This window comes from Niastella sp. OAS944 (genome assembly GCA_024809215.1).
Lineage (GTDB): Bacteria > Bacteroidota > Bacteroidia > Chitinophagales > Chitinophagaceae > Niastella.
Window position 1 is genome coordinate 32723 of the sequence record JANUBW010000008.1, and the last position, 22677, is coordinate 55399.

14 protein-coding genes are annotated in these 22677 nt (G+C 38.7%); 7 read left to right on the top strand and 7 right to left on the bottom strand.

What is annotated here, in order from left to right; all coding sequences use genetic code 11:
- Window positions 1–5 precede the first annotated feature (5 nt).
- From GGD38_RS26550 to GGD38_RS26560, 3 genes are all read right to left on the bottom strand, one after another.
- Window positions 6–281, bottom strand: coding sequence for a hypothetical protein (locus GGD38_RS26550; protein ID WP_375303236.1), 276 nt, complete (start codon window positions 279–281; stop codon window positions 6–8).
- 219 nt (window positions 282–500) lie between these two features.
- On the bottom strand, window positions 501–3719 hold the full coding sequence (locus tag GGD38_RS26555) for an NAD(P)-binding protein (RefSeq protein ID WP_375303235.1): 3219 nt from the start codon (window positions 3717–3719) through the stop codon (window positions 501–503).
- A gap of 95 nt (window positions 3720–3814) precedes the next feature.
- The gene (locus GGD38_RS26560) at window positions 3815–4306 is read right to left on the bottom strand and encodes a TlpA family protein disulfide reductase (RefSeq protein ID WP_375303234.1); all 492 of its coding nucleotides are present in this window, start codon (window positions 4304–4306) and stop codon (window positions 3815–3817) included.
- Window positions 4307–4691: 385 nt separating this feature from the next.
- On the opposite strand from GGD38_RS26560, the gene GGD38_RS26565 reads away from it, so the two are divergent.
- On the top strand, window positions 4692–7547 hold the full coding sequence (locus tag GGD38_RS26565; protein ID WP_375303233.1) for an amidohydrolase family protein: 2856 nt from the start codon (window positions 4692–4694) through the stop codon (window positions 7545–7547).
- Between the two features lie 82 nt (window positions 7548–7629).
- On the opposite strand, the gene GGD38_RS26570 is transcribed toward GGD38_RS26565, so the two are convergent.
- Window positions 7630–7905: a hypothetical protein gene (locus GGD38_RS26570; RefSeq protein WP_375303232.1), complete on the bottom strand. Its 276-nt coding sequence runs from the start codon at window positions 7903–7905 to the stop codon at window positions 7630–7632.
- A gap of 765 nt (window positions 7906–8670) precedes the next feature.
- Here GGD38_RS26570 and GGD38_RS26575 point away from each other — a divergent pair.
- Entirely contained in the window at window positions 8671–11289 is a 2619-nt protein-coding gene (locus GGD38_RS26575; protein WP_375303231.1) for a sugar-binding domain-containing protein, read from the top strand.
- Window positions 11290–11344: 55 nt separating this feature from the next.
- Here the strand turns inward: GGD38_RS26575 and GGD38_RS26580 are convergent, their stop codons facing one another.
- The 3 genes from GGD38_RS26580 to GGD38_RS26590 all read right to left on the bottom strand — a co-directional run bounded on the left by GGD38_RS26580 (window position 11345) and on the right by GGD38_RS26590 (window position 13156).
- On the bottom strand, window positions 11345–11704 hold the full coding sequence (locus GGD38_RS26580; RefSeq protein ID WP_375303230.1) for a helix-turn-helix domain-containing protein: 360 nt from the start codon (window positions 11702–11704) through the stop codon (window positions 11345–11347).
- A gap of 236 nt (window positions 11705–11940) precedes the next feature.
- Window positions 11941–12486 carry a MauE/DoxX family redox-associated membrane protein gene (locus GGD38_RS26585; RefSeq protein WP_375303229.1) on the bottom strand — a complete coding sequence of 182 codons (546 nt, stop codon included), beginning with the start codon at window positions 12484–12486 and terminating at the stop codon, window positions 11941–11943.
- A gap of 313 nt (window positions 12487–12799) precedes the next feature.
- Window positions 12800–13156, bottom strand: a complete 357-nt coding sequence (locus tag GGD38_RS26590) for a helix-turn-helix domain-containing protein (RefSeq protein ID WP_375303228.1) — start codon at window positions 13154–13156, stop codon at window positions 12800–12802.
- A 466-nt stretch (window positions 13157–13622) separates the two neighbouring features.
- Here GGD38_RS26590 and GGD38_RS26595 point away from each other — a divergent pair, with 466 nt between their 5' ends.
- The 5 genes from GGD38_RS26595 (at window position 13623) to GGD38_RS26615 (ending at window position 22520) form a co-directional block, all read left to right on the top strand.
- Entirely contained in the window at window positions 13623–14219 is a 597-nt protein-coding gene (locus GGD38_RS26595; protein ID WP_375303227.1) for an RNA polymerase sigma factor, read from the top strand.
- Between the two features lie 119 nt (window positions 14220–14338).
- Window positions 14339–15580 (top strand): FecR family protein, encoded by a 1242-nt coding sequence (locus GGD38_RS26600; protein ID WP_375303226.1) that lies wholly within the window; start codon window positions 14339–14341, stop codon window positions 15578–15580.
- 222 nt (window positions 15581–15802) lie between these two features.
- Window positions 15803–17251 carry a thioredoxin family protein gene (locus GGD38_RS26605; RefSeq protein ID WP_375303225.1) on the top strand — a complete coding sequence of 483 codons (1449 nt, stop codon included), beginning with the start codon at window positions 15803–15805 and terminating at the stop codon, window positions 17249–17251.
- Between the two features lie 330 nt (window positions 17252–17581).
- Window positions 17582–20947, top strand: a complete 3366-nt coding sequence (locus GGD38_RS26610) for a SusC/RagA family TonB-linked outer membrane protein (protein ID WP_375303224.1) — start codon at window positions 17582–17584, stop codon at window positions 20945–20947.
- Between the two features lie 52 nt (window positions 20948–20999).
- Entirely contained in the window at window positions 21000–22520 is a 1521-nt protein-coding gene (locus GGD38_RS26615; RefSeq protein ID WP_375303223.1) for a RagB/SusD family nutrient uptake outer membrane protein, read from the top strand.
- Window positions 22521–22677: the final 157 nt, after the last annotated feature.

The window sequence follows — 22677 nt, forward strand, 5'->3', positions numbered from 1 at the left end:
TACAATTATTCTTTGGTCGTTGTTGTAAGTGTTGTACAGGTTACTAACGGTCCATTCGGAATAGTAGAAACACAAGCATGGCCCAATACATCATAATCAGCTGGAGCGCCACCAGATTGAGTTTCTTTGATAGTGAAGGTTGTAAATGTATTTAATTCACAAATTCCGCTAGCTGTATTACAAAAGGCAAATTGTCTTGGTTGTTTTGCCTTGAAAGCTAATGCGCCTCCTACTACTGCCAAAACTGTAAGTGCTGTCAAAAATATTTTTGCTTTTTTCATAAATATTTTTGCTTTTTGAATTTAAAAAGCTAAACTTTATTTTAGTAAATTTGCCTACACTTATTTATAACTTCATAGTGAAGGCGGCAGGCAATTGCCCCCTCTTGAAGTATCCGGATATTGTGTTCTTATCAAATTAGAGTGAAGGCTTATTGATAAGAAATGCTTTATCTGAGTTAATATATGGTCTTGCACTTTCAATTCTCTCTATTCAGGTAATTATGCTGAAAACTGTATATGCCCTACTTCCTTAGATATATAGTTAGTTTCATGTTGTCTGGCGACTTTTATAATATATTCTATAAATAGGCAAGCAAAGGCAATTGATACAATAATGGGAAACAGTTGGAATCGTAAAGCAATGGGAGATGCGAACACACTAAATCCAAAGTTTAATAACCAAAATGTTGTCACCAATAATATGGCTTTGTTAAGCCATGGCTGCTTTTTATATCCCTGAAACATTAAGTAGCCCATTAATCCAAACAAAAAAACAATGTGTAGCATACCTGCCATAATCGGTAAAAAATCCAGTATCTGTACGTCAAAGTCCTTAAACCTGCTTGTTATTTTTCTGCTTTTATACCCAAACCATTGTTGGGCAATGGGAGCTACGCTATCCTTACCAGTGCTGTATTGTTCCAAAAATTCTACTGGTGGAGCATAAAACTTTACGGCGTTCGGCCAAATATAGTACTGCAAAAATGCAAGTGGATGCTTTCTGATAATATAGGATCCATAACCACTATATAAAGGACCAACTGCTGCCCAGCGTTTTAAATCTTTTTTAGATGTATCATTTTTAGAATGATCTACCATATATTTTTGAAGTGGCAAGCCTGGCGTCCACATATAAACGGTACTTGCTTTCATTTTTTCATGAGGAAAACGTTTAAGATCTTTGGTGGTATCAAAATAAGTACTTATCATTTTATCAATTTCCCTTAATCTAGTAGGTACAATAGTTCGGTCGGCTTTGTCTACATAGCGGTAAGCATACATCGCATTATTCGCTAATTGCCAACCACTAAATGGTGAGAACTGCCAAACTCCTGTTAGCTTTTTGTATTGATTCCCTGTATATAATACAAATAAGCCAATCAATGCTACTCCAATTGCGGGTCCTGCTATTTTCATCCACCATTTCTGTTTTGATAGCAAAAAGGCAATGCCCGCTATTATTGGATAGTACATCGCATTATACCTTATTGTAAAAACACAAAATAAAATAAGTCCGTTCCATATGATTAATTTAGTAGTAGGACGATGAATAATCCATATTAATTGAGTAAGCCACATAAGACTGAGTGCCAGAAATAAAGTATCACTGCTTACATAGTTAGACAGATACAGAAATACTGGATTAAGTATTAGAAAGGCCAAAAGAAATATTTGTGCTGGCTTACCCGGCTTGTAGAAGTAAAAAATTGTAAACAAAAAAACTAGAAGGCTAATATTCAATAATAAGTATTGAAAGGCTACCAGGATTAAATCTGACTTAGTAAAAACGCTAAATAATCTTAAGAAATTAGAATAACCAACAGGATAGGTATTAATGGATAAATTTTGATATGCTGTCTCCAGGTATACATATGAATCCCCATTAATAAAACTAGCAAACGGATAAAAATATTTAAATACGGCAAACTGTATTATAATAGCGATAGCAGAGCAATACAAGTATATTCTGTTTCGCTTGTCGTTATATAAGAATGCCTTAAAAGGAACTACGGATTCTAATTCAGGAAACGAAGCTGTTGGTTTGTTGGTTCTTTTTGAATCCGTAATGTCGTTATCTACACTCATTTCATTTGAGTTGCTAGAAATATTAGGTTCATTGTTGTTGTTAATATGGTTATTGTCTTTTGACTTTTCTTCATGATACTCCTGTTCAGTATTAATCTCCCATATATTCCCTTTACTGGTAACACCTGCACAAATATTATCTACTGACACCATAGCGGTCAACATACTGTGATCACTATTGTTATACTTGTGCATACCATTACGGCCTACAAGGAATAAATTTTCAAACCGGTCAGTATATTCTTTAACTTTGTCAAATTGATTATACGTGCCAAAATAAGCTGGGTAGGTCTTTTCCATCCGCTGAACCGTGCTGTCCAGAACATCTTCTACCTTCGCTAGACCCATTTTTTCCAGTTCTTCAACGGCTGTCCGTTCTATTTCTTCATTGGTCAAACTCCAGAATGCATCCCCTTCGTTGCAAAAGTATTCCATACCCAGCCAGACGGTGTTTGGGTCTTTGACCATATAGGGGCTCCAGTTATTAAAGATCTGTAAGCGGCCTACTTTTACATCCCTTTCCTGTATGTAGATCCAGGTATCGGGTAAGATCTTTTGACTGTTTATTGAGGTTAGTTTTTTCAACAGTATACCTATAGTTATAAAATCACGGTACTGTAATCCTGCAGCTATTTCCTTTACATCTGATGGTACTTGTCCATTCATTCCTGCTATCAGTTCCTGTACAGGCATGGTGCTAAAAAAATAATCCCCTGTATATTCTGTTTGTACGCCAGACTCTTTAATTTCTGTGATAACGCCTGTTACTTTATTGTTGGAGGTAAGTATTTTTTTTACGCTTTCATGCATGATGATGATTCCACCCATTTCTTGTACCTGGCGCGCTACTTCCTCCCATAACTGTCCGGGACCTAGTGCTGGATAGAGGAATTGTTCTATTAAGCTGGTTTCTGTGTTCTTCTGTGCAATATCACTACTTTTCTTTTTCTTCATCATCGTTTGCGCGGCATGTTGTATGGCTTTACTAATAGATACGCCTTTTATCCGTTGGGCTCCCCATTCCGCGGAGATTTCATTACAGGGAACGCCCCAAACTTTTTCAGTATAGTCTTTGAAAAAAAGTAAATATAGTTTTACGCCAAACCGGTTAATTAAAAAATCCTCTAGGCTTTTTTCTGGTTTGCGTGGGAATAGTTGGGCCTTCAGATATGAAATAAGAATGCCAAGCGTTCGCACCGCTCCAAGCTTCTGTAAAGTGTCAATAGATAATTGTATAGGATAGGTAAAGAACTTTCGTAGAAAATAAATGCGTGATAAGCGTTTACGAATCAGCATCATTTTGCTTTCATCTTCAGGAGCTAACCTGGAATGTGCTTCTTCTTGTTTTATGGTACGATGTTTTCGCTGATAAGTAATAGTAGTATAAGTATCCACATTAGGTTGGACTGGCATGATATTCAACCACCAGTTCATCACCCGGTCGCTTTTTGAAAAAAAGCGATGCCCTCCAATATCCATCCGGTTCCCTTTATAATTAATGGTCTTGGATATGCCGCCTATATCACCAGATTTTTCGAGAATGATGGGTTTAATGTCTGTACGTTTCAGTAACTCATATGCTGCGGTAAGACCAGCCGGACCTGCGCCTATTATGATAGCTTTTTTGCCCATAGTTTCATTTTTTAATGGCAATACAACGCCGATAAGTTCAAGACCTCTATATTTTATTCGTTATAAGTAACAGTGAATATACTTGGTATTCCAAACTACTGCTCAGCTACTTTTTTTATCTGGCTGCTATAAATCTTACCCATAAACGTATTAGTCAGTTTTTGGTCTTTTCCGTAAATGGCTAAATAAGGCACACCACTTACTTCAAAGTAATTGCCCATCGCACCTGAAGTGTCTATTCCTGTTGATATGTTGGGGTATTTCGCCAGTTCATATTCTTTCCAGAACTTTTTCATTTCATCGAATGGATAAGGGGTGATAAAATAAAACTGATTGGCTTTTAATTGATCCATATCTTCTATAATCTCTTTTGTTTGGGCTTTGCAATATGGGCAGTGTGGATTAAAATAATAAAGGATAACTGGTTTGCCTTTTGGGGCTTGGTTGGTATTTACCCATGTAGAACTATCTGGCAGCAGCAAGTTAAAACCTGGTAATGGTTTTCCCTCCATGCCTGTTTTTTGGGGTTCGGCGCCAAAGCATCCGACAAGGCAAGTTATGACAAATGCGATACTGAGTTTTTTCATATTACTGAGCGTTTGTGATCCGTGTTTCAATAGCAAGGTAGGATCAAAAATGTATGAGTGTAGGGTGATATGATATGATATCAGTCCCGTTTGATATGAGATTGGGCTAAAGTTATTTTAAGGGCGGTTTTTGTAAAATATTTCTAAGATTTCCTTTTTTGTAGAGACTTCTACTCTGCCATTGTTTATAGAGGATATAAAAGCTATTAAATTATTGACTATAAACTGTACTAAATAATATAACCAAATTTCTATTAGATTTAAACGTATACATAACTGGCGAAAAATGTTGGTATATGTTAGACGGATATTTTGCCATTTATTTTTCGTAACTTAATTAATGTATCTACTTTGTGTAAACGATTATCATAATAAAGTAAAAATTATGTTTTACAGTTTTATTAGAATTCGTTTTTTATTATTTATAATCTCTAGTGCGCCAGGGCTTATCAAAGGTCAATCGTTACCAATAAAACCAGAACGCACTGTTAGTTTCAATACCTCAGAAGGGTCATACATGAGTGTCGATGTTTCGCCCGACGGTAAACAGTTGTTGTTTGATCTGGTAGGTGACATTCATGTGGTATCTTCTCAAGGAGGAAAGACACGCCAGTTAACTCATGGAATAGGATTAAAATCAAAACCTGTTTGGCTTTCGGACGGTAAGACTTTCAGATATATGAGCGATGGCAGTGGAGAATTATGTTGGTATAAACAATCTATTAGTGGAAAAGATATTAATGTGCTATCATCTTCGAATCTTCCAATTATTGAAAGCGCTAATCTTAGATCTCCTGATAGACGGTATCGTGCGTATATAAAAGATACAAATGGCACCAAAGCACTGGTTTTGTATGATTCCATAAATGATATCAAGAAGATCATAATTCCTTCTTTATTGCAAGAACCTTATTCATATAGGGCAGATGTTCCTCAGCCTCATTTTGCCTTTTCACCAGATTCAAAAAGTATCTATATTGGTTACGGTGGAAAAATTCATCAGGTCTTTCTACAAGATGCGAAAAATAGAATCATTCCTTTTTCTGCAAACATAAGGTTGGACTTAGGGGCATTTGTGTATAATAAATTTCCTATTTCATATGACAGTTTCCAATTGAAATATGTTCGTTCTGTAAGTCGCCGTATCGATGGTAAGCAGTTGGTTTTCTCGACATTAGGAAAAGTTTATACAATGAATTTGCCTGGAGGTACACCTAAGCTTCTTGTTGAGCAGGATATGAACCAGTTTCAACCTGTATATTCATGTGACGGTAAGTGGATAGTTTATGTCACTTGGAGTGATAAATTTGAAGGGCAGCTTTGGAAGGTCAACAGCACTGGTGGCCAACCTGAACAATTGACAAAGGTTTCTGGTAATTATCAACGACCTGCTTGGTCGCCTGATGGAAGGTGGATCGCCATTATAAAGGGAAGGCCTTCATTGAATGATCGGGATGATGAAGGGATAGGAACGCTTGAACTTGTACCGACAAATGGTGGCGAACCTAGGAAACTGGAGGATTCTGTGCCTTTATGGAATGGTCTTTCTTTTTCAAATGACGGTAAAAAAGTCATTTTCCAACCAAGGTTTATAGCCCGGGGTTATAAACGAAGCGGTTCTATGTTAGTGGCAAAAAGCATAGATGGGACAATGTCAGAAGTATTGGCTGAAGGGTTAGAGGACTCTTATATTCAGCAGCGAACCCTATCCCCCGATGGAAAATATTTGGCATATTCTGCATGTGAAGATATTTATTTGATACCCATTGAAACTGGCAAAATAATACAGTTGTCTCCTAATAATTCTCTCGCAATCAAAATAGGCGCCGGAATGGATCCGGTTTGGGAGTCAAATGGTCAAAGACTTGGCTGGACTTTTGGCAACCATTTCTATACAACACAATGCGAGCAAATAAAAAATGATAGAAAAGATATCAAACCAAGTGAGGATATAAAACTTTACATGAAGGTCCCTTCAAATTATGGCAAAGGTATTCTTGCAATTAAGAGCGCGAGAATAATTACTATGAAAGGTAATGATGTAATTGAAAACGGGACTATTGTTATAAAAAATGGACGCATTTTAAATGTGGGTAAAGCTGGGCTAGTAGCAATTCCTGAAGGAGCTACCGTTTATGACATGAAAGGAAAAACAATTATTCCTGGATTTGTCGATCTTCATTTGCATATGCGTTTATCTCCAGATATTTTTCCACAGCAGTCGTGGGTGTTTTTGAGTAATCTCGCTTATGGAGTAACAACTGCGCGCGATCCTTCACTCAACTTTGACTCTTTTGGTTATGCTGAATTATTACAATCTGGAAAGATGATCGGTCCTCGATTGTATTCTGTTGGAAGGCCGGCTAGGATTGGTGATGGGCTCATTAAGCTGGATAATTTTGAAGAAGCAAGAGCTTTGGTCAAAAAGCGTGCTGCTCTTGGTGGGACAGTGATAAAGCAATATATGCTTCCTACCCGTAAGCAAAAGCAATGGTTGTTAATGGCTTGCAGAGAATCTGGTTTGAATATGACTAATGAAGGCGCGTTTGAACCTTTCCCTCAGATAGCGATGATAAAGGATGGAAGTACAGGCATTGAACATAATCCAAGATGGGGAGATGTTTATAACGATGTCATTCAGTTATTTGCCAATTCCGGGGTTTTTTTCACTCCAACAATTCAGGTTTCCTTTGGTACCAAAGAACCGGCTAAAGAATATTTTAAATACAGATTTTGGAAAATACCCAATGATAAAATGAAAAGATTTCTCAAAAGCGACTCTTCCAGTTTATTTCCTACGGGAAATGGAGCTGAATCATTGGAGAATATTCTAAATACGGTAACAAAGGATACTATCGACCCAACTTTCCTAGCGCCTGCGCGTATTAATGCGCGGATGATAAAAGCTGGGGTAAAGGTAGGTTTAGGTAGTCATGGAAACGATCAAGGGATTGGTGCGCATAATGAATTGTGGGCACTTCAAATGGGAGGCATTACTAATCTTGAGGCATTGAGGGCAGCAACACTGACAGGGGCAGAAGCTTTAGGTATACAAAATGATGTTGGTTCCTTAGAAGTAGGTAAAATCGCGGATTTAATAATATTGAATAAAGACCCGCTGGATGATATTCATAATAGCCGCGAAATACAATTTGTTATGAAAGACGGCATATTGTTTGACGGGAATACCCTAGGTGAAGTTTGGCCGCAAAAAGAACAGCGATTTAGCTTTGGAAGATAGGATAGTTAGTATTTTAGGTTTGGTCTAGAGCGTGTGATTTTATTTTATAAAATTGTACTGCTGAATAATGTAAGTTTGATGACTATTCCAAAATATCTGTGGTTGTTTGTGTTGTACAGGTAAACTCACGCACATTTGGGTCAAAAACACAGTTCTTGCCCAGTATATCATAATCTGCTATAATTCCACCAATATTGGTAGTTTTTATACCGATGGTTGTGAGTGTGTTTAATTTACATATGCGACTTGATAAATCACACTGCGCAAATCTTATCGGGATTGTTACTTTGAAAGCTAACCCACCTCCTGTAATTGCCAGCACAGTAAGAGCTGTTAAGAATATTTTTGCTTTTTTCATAATATTTTTGCTTTTTTGAAATTCGAAGCCCATAGACGAATGTATTAAAATAGTCACTTAGGTAAAGGTTTTTAAGTATAGCCCAAAGGGCATAAAATTTTAGAAACTGTTGCCAGTGAATAAAAAAGCTTAACGAATACTCGTAAAGATCAGTTGTTATAAGTATTTTTCAATTCTTCTGCCTTCTATCAACACAAGGCCAAATAAAGACAAAAATCATAGTTTACTAAAATACACCGCAATTTGTTGCTTTCAAAAACGTAATTTATTCCACATGTTTTGTTATCTACATTGCACTGAGCTAATAGTCTCAGAGTTTTTTGTCATGAAAGCTAATGCCCATCCTATTACAGCTAGCACTATAAGAGCCGTTAAAAAAATTGATTCTCCATGCAAATAAACAATGCGTAGGAAGCTGGTATTCTTCTATGGATTTCAATTACAAACCTTAAGATTTCCAATACCAAGATAGAATAAAACACATATGAAATTAGGCCAACAAGATATGACCTTAGTCCTGTTTGCTGCTAAAAAAGGCGCCATTTAAATCTGTTAATAAGCGACCATTGAATACTTAACAATTGCCATAGAAATTAATCGCTCAACTTCACGTGCATTTAAAATAATCCCGTATTATTGTACCCTCCCAACCAGCCATTCCACAGAGATTCTTTGTGACATTATTTATTGATTTTTGGTTGCCACCAAAAACTGGGTTCTACCGTGAACCAGTACAAACCTGTCAATAACAAAATATATAATACCATGTTACCGAGATCACTGCTTGTTTCCTTCCTTATTGTGTTGCATTTGGCTACCTGTGCCCAGGACAACTGGAAAATGGCGCCCATACCTGTTCAAAGCAGGTGGGCAAAAGATGTTAGTACTTCGAATGCCCTAACGGCTTATCCGCGCCCACAAATGGAACGTAATAGCTGGCAGAACCTGAATGGTTTATGGCAATATGCTATTACCAGTAAAGATGCTGCAATGCCTACTGTGTACGCCGGACAAATATTAGTGCCTTTTGCCATAGAATCGGCGCTCTCTGGTGTAAAGAAAATGGTGCAGCCATCAGAAAACCTTTGGTATAAAAAAATGATCAGCAAGACTGCATTGAAAAAAGGCGAACGGCTGCTGCTGCATTTTGGTGCTGTCGATTGGCAGGCTACCGTTTTCATCAATAAGAAAAAGGTTGGCTTCCACTCCGGTGGTTACGGGGCTTTCTCTATTGATGTTACCGATGCCTTAAACAAAGGCAATAATGAATTATTGGTAAAAGTATACGACCCTACTGATAAAGGTCCCAACCCACATGGTAAACAGGTGGTCACTCCAAAAGACATCTGGTATACACCTACTACCGGTATTTGGCAAACCGTATGGCTTGAGACGGTACCTGAGGTATATATTAAAGATCTTAAACTTACACCCGATGTAGATAATAACAAACTCAACGTGGCTGCCATTACCAGCGCCAATACCGACGGTTATACCATTGAAGCGGTGGCCATGACAAATGGTAAAGAAGTAAGCCGTAAAACAATTACCAGCCAGGATAATGCACTTGCCATTAACGATGCCCATTACTGGAGCCCCGAAGATCCATTCTTGTATGATCTTTCTGTAAGACTGTTAAAAGATGGAAAGCTGGTTGATGAGGTAAAAAGTTACTTCGGCATGCGTAAAGTGGAAATAAAAAAAGATGCCGATGGTCATGATCGCATCTTCCTGAACAATAAATACGTGTTCAACCTGGGTACGCTTGACCAGGGTTTTTGGCCCGATGGTATTTATACCGCACCTACCGATGAAGCACTGGCTTATGATATTAAAGCCATAAAAGCCATGGGTTTTAATACCATTCGTAAACACATTAAAAGAGAACCCGATCGCTGGTACTATCATTGCGATAAAATAGGCATGATCGTTTGGCAGGATATGATAAACCCCGCATTCAACCCAAACGATGAAGCAAAGAAAGTGTTTGAACAGGAATGCAAAGAAAATATAGAACAGTTATACAACCACCCCTGTATTACCACCTGGACGCTCTTTAACGAAAAATGGGGCCAGTACGACCAACAACGCCTGAGCGAATGGATCAAGAAATTAGACCCCACCCGTTTGCTCAATGGCCACTCCGGTGAAATATTATATGTAAACGAAAAACTGCGCAGCCCTTCACCTAACGCCTGGGTAAGCAGCGATATCACCGATATTCATAGCTACCCCGATCCCATGAACGCGCCCAAGATGGATGGTAAAAGCAGAGTATTGGGTGAGTTTGGTGGCATCGGTGTTTTTGTGCCTGATCACCAATGGAATGCCAACAGCGCCTGGGGCTATATTAATGTTACCCCTTCGGCCCTTAAAGGAAAATATACCGTTATGAACCAGCATATAAAACTGCTGGAAAAAGAAGGGCTGAGCGCCTCCATCTACACCCAGCCTTTTGATGTGGAGGGCGAACAAAACGGCCTTATGACCTATGACCGGGCAGTAGTAAAAATTCCATTCGATGACCTGAAAAAGATCCATGGAATGTTGGTACCTACAGCCGGCAATACTCCTGCCGTAGATGCACAAATGGCCGATCTTACCGACCCCGGTTTAAAATACAGCGAATTGTTAGGTGAGTACATAAAGGGCAATCGTGAAACTATCTTTCTTAAAAAATTGTCCATGGCTGCCCAACAGGCCGGGGATAAAACCGGTATTGCCAGAATAACCAAAGAATACCTGGCTGCCCTGCCAAAACCTTACAGTGATGATGACCTTACCTATGTGGTACAGGTGACCAGTAAAACCAGCGACCCCGGCTTTGCCATTATGAAAGACAACACCGCCAGCATAAATAAAGTGTTGGGACCACATGAGGCAGAAAATAAGATGATGGGTATTGTTTATAAAGAGATCATTGGCCCTGTAGTTTCTAATCCCAATTCTGCGCCCGATTGGGATGCGCTGGCTGCAAAGGTGGCACAATTTGGACCGGCCGGCGAGGAGATCTTACTTCGAGCCAAAGCCATTCATTATTTTAACCAAAACGACTGGGATAATTTTGTAACAGCTGCAGATGAATACATCAGTAAATACGGTCAATATGTAAAGGCCGAAGACCTGAACCAATTTGCCTGGAAAACATTTGAAAAAATAACTGATAAGGATGCATTGAATAAAGCGGCGAAGTGGAGTGAGCTATCGTACAAACAAACAGAAGAACCGGCTTACCTCGATACTTATGCCAACCTGTTGTATAAAAGCGGCCGCAAAGACGAAGCTATTACCGCGCAGGAAAAAGCAGTAGCGCTTAGTAAAGGTGATAAAGCAATGAAAGATACCCTGGAGAAAATGAAACGTGGTGAGCCTACGTGGCAGTAACCAGCTACAATAAAGAAGATGTGGCACACCTGCCAGGTGTGCCACATCTATTTTTCTACACAAACACAGCCTCTCTGTTCTGCCAATCACTTGGCGAGATCTTATACGTCCTCTTAAAAGCGATGCTGAAATTAGAGTAGCTATTATACCCGCATCGCTTGGCAATTTGCTTTTTTGATAGTCGTCCCTGGTCGAGCATCTCCGTGGCTGCCTCCATGCGCCGCTGTAACTGGTAATCACTGATGTTCATTTGGTGCAGCTGTTTAAAACATTTTTGTAACAGCTTGCGATTAATGGCTGCATCGGAAGCCAGCTGATCGGTTGTTTTCCATTCCAATGGATGGCTGTCGATAAAATCTTTAACCGAGGCAATGGTTTCTGAAATATAGCCCTTCAAACACATGTTGTTTTGCATAAGTGGCAAGGTTTAATTAATTAAAGTTACTGGGTGATTAAGACCAGAAGAACAGGATGCGGTAGGGATGGCCGCCCATAATCGTGAGCCGTATACCACATCTACCGGGTGGGGGTTAACCGCCCGTTGCATTCGGGAACTGGCATCCTTACCAACAGATAATTACCGGTTGCCTGGGCAATACCTTATGGATAGCCGCACCCTTTCCCTGGTTTACATCTTACCTATTTTTGATTTCAATTAGAGGTACTTCGTTGTAATTGTCGCGATAACCTGATAGCGATCATAGCGAGTAGGATGAATACACCATTAAATACTAAATGCGCCGGCCAGCTTAACGCTGATATAATACCGCCGCAACTGCAGGGCAGTTCTTTATAAAAGATCATAATGGCGCCGATATAAATGGTAAATGCGATCATTAAAGCCAGTGAAGCGTAAAGGCCCTTCAATCGCCATTGAGGTATGAATAGGATGATTGATAAAATAATTTCGATAATGGGCACTCCCCAGGTAATAATAGGCGCTACCGGTTGCAGGATGGGGTTGTCGGCAATCTGCTCCTGGAATACATCTAGCTCCATGAACTTGCTAACAGCGGTGTAGAGAAATAAAATTGAATAAAGAATTGAAATGATCTCAACAATAGTGGCTTTAGACAGCCAGGAGAATGTAACGATCTTCATGAGAGCGCTGCGGTTTTGAATAGCTTGTCCTTCCATTGCAAATGGTTGATAATGTTTAATGGTCGATTTTTTAAAATGGTATAGGGAGCTAAGCATTGCCGTTTTTGCTGCGGCTAGACAACCACGGCGTACCGGCGGAAACCTTATCCGTTATAGATAAGCTTTTACAACTGCTTATGCAGTTAATATTGTTGGTGTCAGATTAAGTAAGTAATTGTAATTGTATATTGCCTTCGCTTAATGTTGTAGATTTTTAAATCAGCCTTAACCAGTCTATATCTTCCGGTGGCAATTACCGGAGCATCATTCATTCTTCTATATGCAAGTTACATGCACCGGTTATAGATTTTTGCATCATTGTTATCGAAAAATGCCAGATTGTTGTCGAAATTTGCAACACGCATGACTGTTAGCCCGAATATAGCAACTGCCATTCGGTGGGCGTCATGCCAAACTCTTTTTTAAAGGCAGCTGCATACGCGCTTTGCGACTTATACAGGCATTTTGAGGCAATCATCTTCTTGCTCATACCTTCTTCCAAAAACTTCTTGCTAGCCTCAAGTCGTTTGCTTACCTGGTATACTTTTATGCCACACCCGTATACTTTTTTGAACGCCTTTTCAACGGTGCTCCTGTTGGGTGAACATAATTTTTCAAGCAGGCTGGCAGCTGTCTTATACTCAAACGGATCGGCATCTATGTGCGCTTTAATGCTTTTAACAGCATTGAGCACATACCTGGAATAAGGTTTTATACTGTTGATCATGCGCAACGGTTTTTAACGTTTTGAACGTGTTTGTCAAACGTTGCATTTCATAAGTAAGGTTTATACAAGTATCCCTGGTTGAGCGGTTACATAAAATTAATGGCTCAGCAAAAATGTAAAAAGAGAAATCACATCATGTTTTGCCCTTTTTAGTCATAGTTTGCACAATTGGTGTAATAATGGTGCCGCGCGTAAAGGAGTAGGCATTTTCTGGTGTTGCAGGCTGTGCAGCAGATAAAATATTGATTCTTGTCAAGTCCTGTACCCTGATTTTCAAACATTAATAAGCGTAAGTTTGTATCGCCAGCCTCTTTACCACACCTGGAAGACCCAAATTCAATATACTCTTCAGTTAAGCACAGTTCTAACTATTAAGCCTCCAAATCGCCAGCCTTTTTCTAACGACAGGTACTTAATTTATCAGGTTGCCGGGTATTGCCGGTATAAATGCCCTCCGCAAAGCTTCATGAGAAATAAACTGGAACCACAGGTGGTGCTGGATTTTCAACAGGCGAATGAAAAGGCTTTTGAGCTTGTTTTCAAGGAATATTATACACAGCTGGTGGTGTTCACTGCAAAGATCACCGGCAGTCAGGATGAGGCCGAAGATATTGTTACCGAAGTTTTTTTAGGGCTGTTTAAACGGTGTAATATGTTTGATAGTGAACCCAACATCAGGGCCTTCCTGTATGTGAGCTGCCGTAACCGTTGTTTGAATTACCTAAAGTCGAAAAAAAGACATGATGTAAGAAGCCTGGAATTTGCAGAAGAGATAAAAGATGATACGTTGCTGGAATACGAGTATTCAATAATGGCCGAGATCGTCGAAGCAGTACAAAACTCTATTGACAACCTGCCCGAAGAATGCCAGCGCATTTTTAAGATGTTGTATTATGAAGAGCTAAAGCCGGCGGAGGTGGCTGCCCGCTTGCAGATCTCGGTAAACACGGTATATGTACAAAAAAGCCGCGCTATAAGTATGTTACGTTTGAAGCTGGGTGACCACCCGGTAATCATTGCCTGGTTATTTTATATACTCTCCCTGCTCAAAAATATTTTTTAGAAATATATACTACTTGTAAAGAATGGAACTGCACCTGTTGTTTACATATTAACCGGGTGTTGTGAAACTGTTATCAAATTATTACCAGGCTGTGCTAAGCCAATCAAACCATTAACCGAGTGAACGAGTATACCGAAATCAATAACCTGATACTCAGGCATCTTAAGCAGGAGATAACCCCGGAGGAAACGGCCACGCTAAATGCATGGGTAGAAGAGTCGGAACAGAACCGGCAGTTCTTTAACCGCATCAACAATACACCCGCATTGATGGCCGAAGTAAAGGCATTGAGTGAAGGAAAAAAGATTGACCTCGATGCCGCATGGGCAAGAGTAAAGGCAGTAGGGTGGGGACAACCAATAAGCGATGGGCCCGCAAAAGTAATTACCATAAAATGGTGGCAATATGCAGTTGCCATGGCAGTATTACTCATGGCCACCACCGTTACCTATGTGTTACAACAAGCAAATAAAACTACCCCTAAACCAGCCGTGGTGCAAACAACGCCACACGATGCGGTACCCAAAACCAATAAGGCATACTTAACCCTGGAGAACGGAAAAACAATTGTACTCGATAGCCTGCAAAGCGGATTACTGGCAACGCAGGGTACTACAAAGGTGATGCGCGAGCAAGATGGCGTTATAAGTTATTCCAGCAGCAAAGCCGCTGAGCAAAAGTTGATCTATAATACAATAACAGTACCCCGGGGCAGTGATGTGGTGTATTTACAACTAAGTGATGGCAGTAAGGTTTGGTTAAATGCGGCCTCGAGTATCAGGTACCCTGTAGCATTTAGTGAAGAAGAAAGGAAAGTGGAGGTAACGGGAGAAGCGTATTTTGAAGTGACCCCCTCTAACTCCCCCAAAGGGGGAGGACTCAAGCAAAGGTTCATTGTTAGTAAAGGCAATATGAACGTAACGGTGTTAGGCACCAGGTTCAATGTAAATTCCTACGAAAATGAAGAGAACATAAAAGTAACGCTGTTAGAAGGAAGCGTTAAAGTTCAACACGAGAGGGTTGAACGAATAATAAAACCGGGAGAGCAGGCGGTGGTGGATGGCGCAAAGATAAATGTGGTGAGTGATGTAGATTTGGAGCAGGTGATGGCCTGGAAGGATGGAAAGTTTTTGTTCGATAATACCGACCTGGCTGCAATCATGCGACAGATCGAAAGATGGTACAATGTTGAGGTCAACTACCAAGGTGATGTATTGAAACAAGGTATAACGTTGACGGGCGAAATTTCCCGATACAATAATGCATCACAAGTTTTAGAACTACTGGAAGCTACCCGTTTATTGGATTTTACAATTGACTCAAAAGGAATTACCGTTAAATCAACCGATGTACAACAATAAGGTGACAATATAAAAACAACTAACTGTTTCTGTATCCTGTGTTAAATCCTTCTAACCTTATTTGTCACATCACCTTCATGTGATTGTTTTGTCTTCAGGCTACACTATAAAATTGATCAGTGCTGCTAATCATTAAGCCATTTCTTCAATCTTGTTGATCTACAGTTACTCATTATTATTTGGAACGAAAGCCCCGGTTTCTTTAATTATTAAAATATAGGTATGGTAAGGTGTCTTTTATTTTTGACTCTTTTGATGATTCATACTATTGTAAATGCTCAGTTTTCTAAAGAAGTTTTATCTACAGGTGATGGTGGCGGAATAGATTTTGAAAAATCATTAAGTTGGAAACAGACATTAGCAAAGGCTAAGGAGGAGAATAAGTTTATTTTCATCGATGCTTTTGCAAGCTGGTGCGGCCCCTGCAAAAAGATGGATCGGGAGGTCTATGTTAACGACACCGTCGGCAATTACTTCAACGACAAATTCATTAGCATCAAAGTGCAGATGGACAAAACAAAAAACGACAACGCTTTTGTCCAAAGCTGGTATGCTGACGCTGCCGCGTTAAACAAACAATATCGCGTGCAAGGCTATCCCAGCCTGATCTTTTTGTCTCCGTCCGGAATAATCGTTCATCAAGTCTTAGGATATCAATCTGTAAAAGAGTTGATAGCTGTTGCCCAAACGGCCACAAAACCTGGGCAGGTTTATGTTGACCCCTTTGCAGAGTATGATCAGTTAGTGACTGATTATAGAAAAGGAATAAAGAATTATGATAAAATGCCTTACATGATAAAAACTGCTTACCAGTTGGGAGAGAAAGAATTAGGCAAGATTGTAATGGATGAACATACCGAATATGTTGCTACTCTGCCAAAGCAAAAAAGGTACACAAAGGACGCTATTGAATTGTGGTCGGGTTTTTTACTTGGAAGTGACAAAAAAAGGTTTTGGTTTTTTTACAATGATGGCGATTTAATTGATAAAGTAATGAATAAAAAGGGGTATGCCCAGGAGGTCGTAAGTCGGACAATTCAGGAAGAGATAGTATGGCCGTTTCTTAAGGAGCAAAGTGCAGGATCTAAAGTTGTTGTGTCGCCGGAAACAATGAACCTAATAGATAAATCGCAAAAGCCAGATTATAGCGAAGCAGCTTGGAATAAGTTATATAAAGCTATTCGGAAAAAATACAATAAAATGTATTCCGATAAAAATCTATTGGAAGCTAAGATAAAATGGTACGAACGGCATAAAAACTATAATGCTGCCACCAAATTAAAACTTAAAAAAATGGAGAACGAACCGCCGGATCTTAATAATCCCAATAGTAAATGGGATATTAATTCCGTCGCTTGGAATACTTTTCTGTTTACTACAGAAAAAGATTTGATTAATCGCGCTTTGAGATTGCTAGAAAAAGTAGTGAAATATGCGGCGGATACGTCAACTATTGGATCTGATTTGTGTGATACTTATGCAAATCTATTATACAAAGCGGGTTGGACAGAAACGGCAATCGAATGGGAACAAAGGGCCGTAAGGTTTGCCGAAAAGATTCCGGAACTTAAGCAAGATGTTATTGAATTCAATACAGTTATTAATAAGATGAAAGAAGGCGAGCCAACTTATGTTGATAGAGGTGCTATTTGGCCTCAAAAGAAAAATTGAAGTACGTCTAGTAGTCTAAGCGAACTTGCCATTTTTAGGATTTCGTAAAAAATTAATTATTAACAGGTACAACTGTTTTGTGCCTAAAAGGCGAAAAAGCCGCCTCATGCTCCAACATGGACGGCTAAAAGGTTAACCTGTAAAAGTTGTTAATCACATCATTTTATTAACCCTCAATTCAAAGGTATGCAATTTTTATGCAATTACCTGTTGACCCTGCTTTATATGTTACAGAAAAGCGGAAGGTTGATTGGTATAAAGCGGTGCACTGTTTTTAGTGGTATTTACATGCTAGTGACTAAAATAATAACACTACATGTGATACGTGTTATGAAATTAGTAGTTGTCATATTGTTGGCTGGATGCCTTCAGGTGCAGGCGACAGGTTATGGGCAAAATGTTACTATTGCCCTGAAGGATGCTCCGTTGGAAAAGCTATTTAAAGAAATAAAGAAACAAACGAATTACAAATTTCTATACGTAGATAGATTAGTGCGTAATGCAAAAAGAATTACCGTCGATGTCAAGAATGCCTCTGTTGAAGATGTGCTTCACCAATGTTTAAAGGAACAATCATTGGGGTATGAAATAAAGGAGAAATTAATTGTTATAGTGCCGAAAGCTAATCCACAAAATTCAATTGAACGCAAATTGCCGTCGTCTAATATCAAAGATGTGCGTGGGATTGTTACTGATGAAAATGGTGTACCTACTCAGGGCGTAAATATTGTGGTGAGAGGAACCAGTAAAGGGACCACAACAAATGCTAAAGGTGAATTTTACTTAAAGGATTTGGATGAGAATGCAGTGCTCATTATCACGTCTGTAGGGTATAATAGACAAGAGGTTTCTATAAAAAGTAACGATTATATCACTCTGAAACTAAGCGTGGCAGTTGGGAATTTAGATGAGTTGCAGGTTATAGCTTATGGTACGACTTCAAAACGGTTTAATACTGGTAATGTCATTACTATTAAAAGTACTGAAATCGTTAGGCAGCCGGTTCAAAACCCATTACTGGCCTTGCAAGGACGAGTACCCGGCTTAGAAGTTACACAGATGACTGGGTTAAATGGAGGCGCTGTGACTGCTAGAGTACAAGGGCGAAATAGCTTCAGGTCCGCGGCATTAGATCCCCTAATTGTAATTGATGGAGTACCTTATCCGTCTGTACTTAGCTATAGTGGAATTGAGGGTGGATCTATTTTAGATGGTTTGCCTGTTTCTGGTGCTGGCGGATTTTTACAAGGTGGTAGCCCTTTGAATTACATTAATCCAAATGATATTGAATCAATTGATATACTAAAAGATGCAGATGCTACAGCTATTTATGGCTCTCGTGCAGGAAATGGCGCTATTCTAATTACAACCAAAAGGGGAAAAGAGGGAAAAACAAAAATTAATGTTAGCCTTCAGCAAGGTTGGGCGAAAGTTGAAAGAAAAGTTTCCATGATGAATACTCGCCAATACTTAGATATGCGATACGAAGCCTATATGAACGATGGAGTTGATATTTCCACACTTCGACCAAGAGGTAGTAATTATGATGTTACATTATGGGATACCACAAGATACACGGATTGGCAGAAAACGTTGATTGGTGGCACTGCTCAGTATTCAGACGTAAGTGCAAATATTTCTGGAGGGTCTTCTACAATGCAATATTTAGTCAGTGGAACGTACAGTCGCCAAACCACTGTATTCCCTGGAAGTTTTGATGATAAAAAAGGAGGCTTGCATTTTAATGTGAATGGACAGTCAACAAACCAAAAATTAAAATTACAATTAAGTGGCAATTATGTTTACGATAGAAATATTTTGCCGCCAATCGATCTTACAGAGCAATCTATTTTGCTTGCCCCTAATTCGCCTTACTTATATAATTCAGATGGCACACTTAATTGGGAACCTAATGCTGCAGGTAACTCTTCTTGGGTTAATCCGTTAAGTTATATTTATGCGCAGGAGTTCACTAACATAACCAAGAATCTTGTGGGCAACATGTCTATTGGTTATAAATTGATGCCAGGACTAGAGATAAAGAGCAGCTTTGGCTACAATAATATAAATTCGATCTTATACAAGGCAAATCGTTTAGAAAGTTTCCGACCAGAAAGAAGAGCAACTAGTCAACGTTTTGCAAATTTTTCAACAAGAAATATGAATTCTTGGATCATTGAACCTCAGTTACAATATAGTGGTTCCTTCGGTAATAGTAAATTAGAAGTTTTACTCGGTAGCACACATCAACGTAACAATAATGATGTTTTGACTCAAGGCGCTTCTGGTTTTACAAACGATCTTTTAATGAAGAGTCTTGCTGCCGCTACATCTTCATTTGTCATTGAATCCTCCGCAAATACCTATAAATATGTTGCCTTCTTTGGTCGGTTAAATTATAATTGGAATTCCAAATACCTTATTAACTTAACTGGTCGTAGAGATGGGAGTAGCCGTTTTGGCGATAACAATAAGTTTCACAATTTTGGAAGCATTGGTCTTGGATGGATATTTAGCGAGGAGCATTGGGCAAAAAAGCATATGCCATTTTTAAGTTTTGGAAAAATACGGGGTAGTTTCGGAACGACGGGAAATGATCAGATAGCTGATTACAGTTATTTAAGTCTATATTATGTTAATAGCCTCCAAATTCCATATCAAAATTCAAGTAGCATAGTAGTTGATCAAATATCAAATCCTAATCTTCAATGGGAGGAAACGAGAAAATTGCTAATCGGAATAGATGTTGGAATTCTGAATGATAGAATTTTGCTTAATGCTAATTTTGCGCATAATCGATCTTCTAATCAGTTGATAAATTATAAATTGCCTACTGTCACTGGATTTAATGCAATTAATGACAACTTCGGAGCTACGATACAAAACACCAGTTGGGAATTCATGTTAACAACTACAAATGTTAAAGGAAAAGTAATTCAGTGGACGAGTATTTTAAATTTGACAATTCCTAAAAATAAACTTGTCAGTTTTCCTAATATTGATCAAACGCCGTATGGACAAAAATCTAGCAACTTTATGGTTGGTCAACCTTTGGGTATAACTAAAGCTGATCAGCACTATATTGGTGTCGACCCTGCAACTGGATTTTATCAGGTTGCCGATAGTAGCGGCCTTCCTATTCCTGTAACAGACTATCCAAATTATCCAAAGGATTATTTTAATATAATTGTTAATACAAACGCGCAACTTTATGGAGGTTTTCAAAATACAATAAGCTACAAAGCGTTTCAATTGGATTTTCTTTTTCAGTTTATTAGAAGAAGGGGACCGAAACAATTATACTATAGTAATGGAAATTACCGTCCCCCTGGTACTTTTTCATGGGATGCCGCCAATCAACCAGTTACTCTAGTTAATCGCCATTGGCAAAAACCGGGAGATCAAGCAGAATTTGCTCGGTATAATTCTGATGAGACTTTGCTAGTTTATCCTCCTTTCACAGATATAGGATATTCTTTTGATGCTTCGTATATAAGGTTGAAGAATGTTTCGTTAAGTTGGCAAATTCCCAGTAGGTGGCGACACAAAGCACATCTGGAGAATGCTCAAGTATATTTTAGATCTCAAAATCTTATCACTATTACAAAATTCACCGGGCTGGACCCCGAAACCCAAAATATCACATCCTTACCACCGCTGACCGTTTGGACTATAGGCGTGAAATTGGAGTTATAATTAATCATATGTTATTATAGGTTGTTATTGTTATTAATTAAAACAACAAAATATGATAATGCACCCAATAAATAATTCGACAATAGGATACAATAAAAGGCTTTATTCAACCATGCTTTTAACTTCTATTTTCATTTCTTTTTCTTGTAAAAAGTCAGTAGAAATACCTCCACCGACAAATTCCATAGCTCAAAACGCTGTGTTTACTACTAACGCAACAGCTATAGCGGTACTTACTGGAATTTATAGCAGAATGTCCAGTTCCACTGATATGACCTTTACCGGTGGACAATCAATTACTTTTTTAACTAGCTTGTCTGGAGATGAGCTGACGCTTCTCCAGGGAGCAAATACTCCTCAAGTACAGTATTATAGTAATTCTCTTTCCGCGGTCGTTTCTCCTGTAGCTGGATCGGAACATTGGAGTTCCCTGTATAATTTTATTTACAAAGTCAATGCTGCAGTCGAAGGACTGACTAGTGAAAAAGCAACGGCACTAACTCCAACAATTAAAAATAAACTGTTAGGCGAGGCTCTTTTTTTAAGAGGATTCTTTTATTTTTATTTAGTTAACCTATATGGCGATGTCCCATTAGCATTGAGTACAGATCCCAAAATAAATTCAAATCTAGGCAGAACATCCAAGGAATTAGTTTATTACCAAATTATTAAAGACTTAACTGAAGCGAAAGAAAAATTAAGTTTAAACTACTTGGATCAAACACTATTAAACGAAACGAAAGAAAGAATAAGACCAAACAGCTGGACTGCAAGTTCTTTGCTGGCTAGGGTTTATCTTTACGTTGAAGATTGGGCTAATGCAGAAGATGCGGCGACATCAGTTATTGACAATAGTCGCTTATACGGGTTAGTTTCTTTGAATAACGTCTTTCTTAAAAATAGTCGAGAAGCTATATGGCAACTGCAGCCAACTAATGCATTTTTTAACACACAAGAGGCAATTACCTTTATTATTCCTTCTAGCGGACCTAACTCATCTATCCCGGTTTATTTGAGCAAAGATTTGTTAAATAGTTTCGAACTGAATGACCAAAGGAAGGTTTATGGCAACTGGATAGATACAACAATATACCAGTCTGCCTCGGGCATTCTTGATACAGTTGCCTTCCCGTTCAAGTATAAAGTAAGTTTGCCAGATAATAGTATAACATCAAATACTGGATCCACAAATATGACCGAGTACCTCATGGTATTTCGTTTGGCTGAACAGTATTTGATAAGGGCGGAAGCACGAGCTCAGCAAGGTAAATTTGACATGGCGAAAAGTGATTTGAATATCATACGTAACCGTGCAGGTCTGGATAACACTACTGTAAATGATAAATCTGCTTTACTGGCTGGAATCTTTAAAGAGCGCCAAACAGAATTATTTACCGAGTGGGGGAATCGTTGGTTCGATCTAAAAAGAACTAGAGGCGTAGATTCAGTTATGTCTATTATCACGCCGAAAAAAGCATACGGTGCTCCTTGGAAATCTTATCAACAATTGTATCCAATCCCATTAGGTGATCTGAATTTAATGCGAAACATGGTGCAAAACGAAGGGTATTGAATGTCATGAATAAACAGCAGTGTGTTCTACGATACTAAAGTAGAACCGGCCCACCGTATATAAATATCTTCTTAGAAAAATAAAATACGTTATTTTTTTAAGAAGATATTTTACCACAGTGTTATAATTACTTTTTATTGTTGTATAAACAGATGAA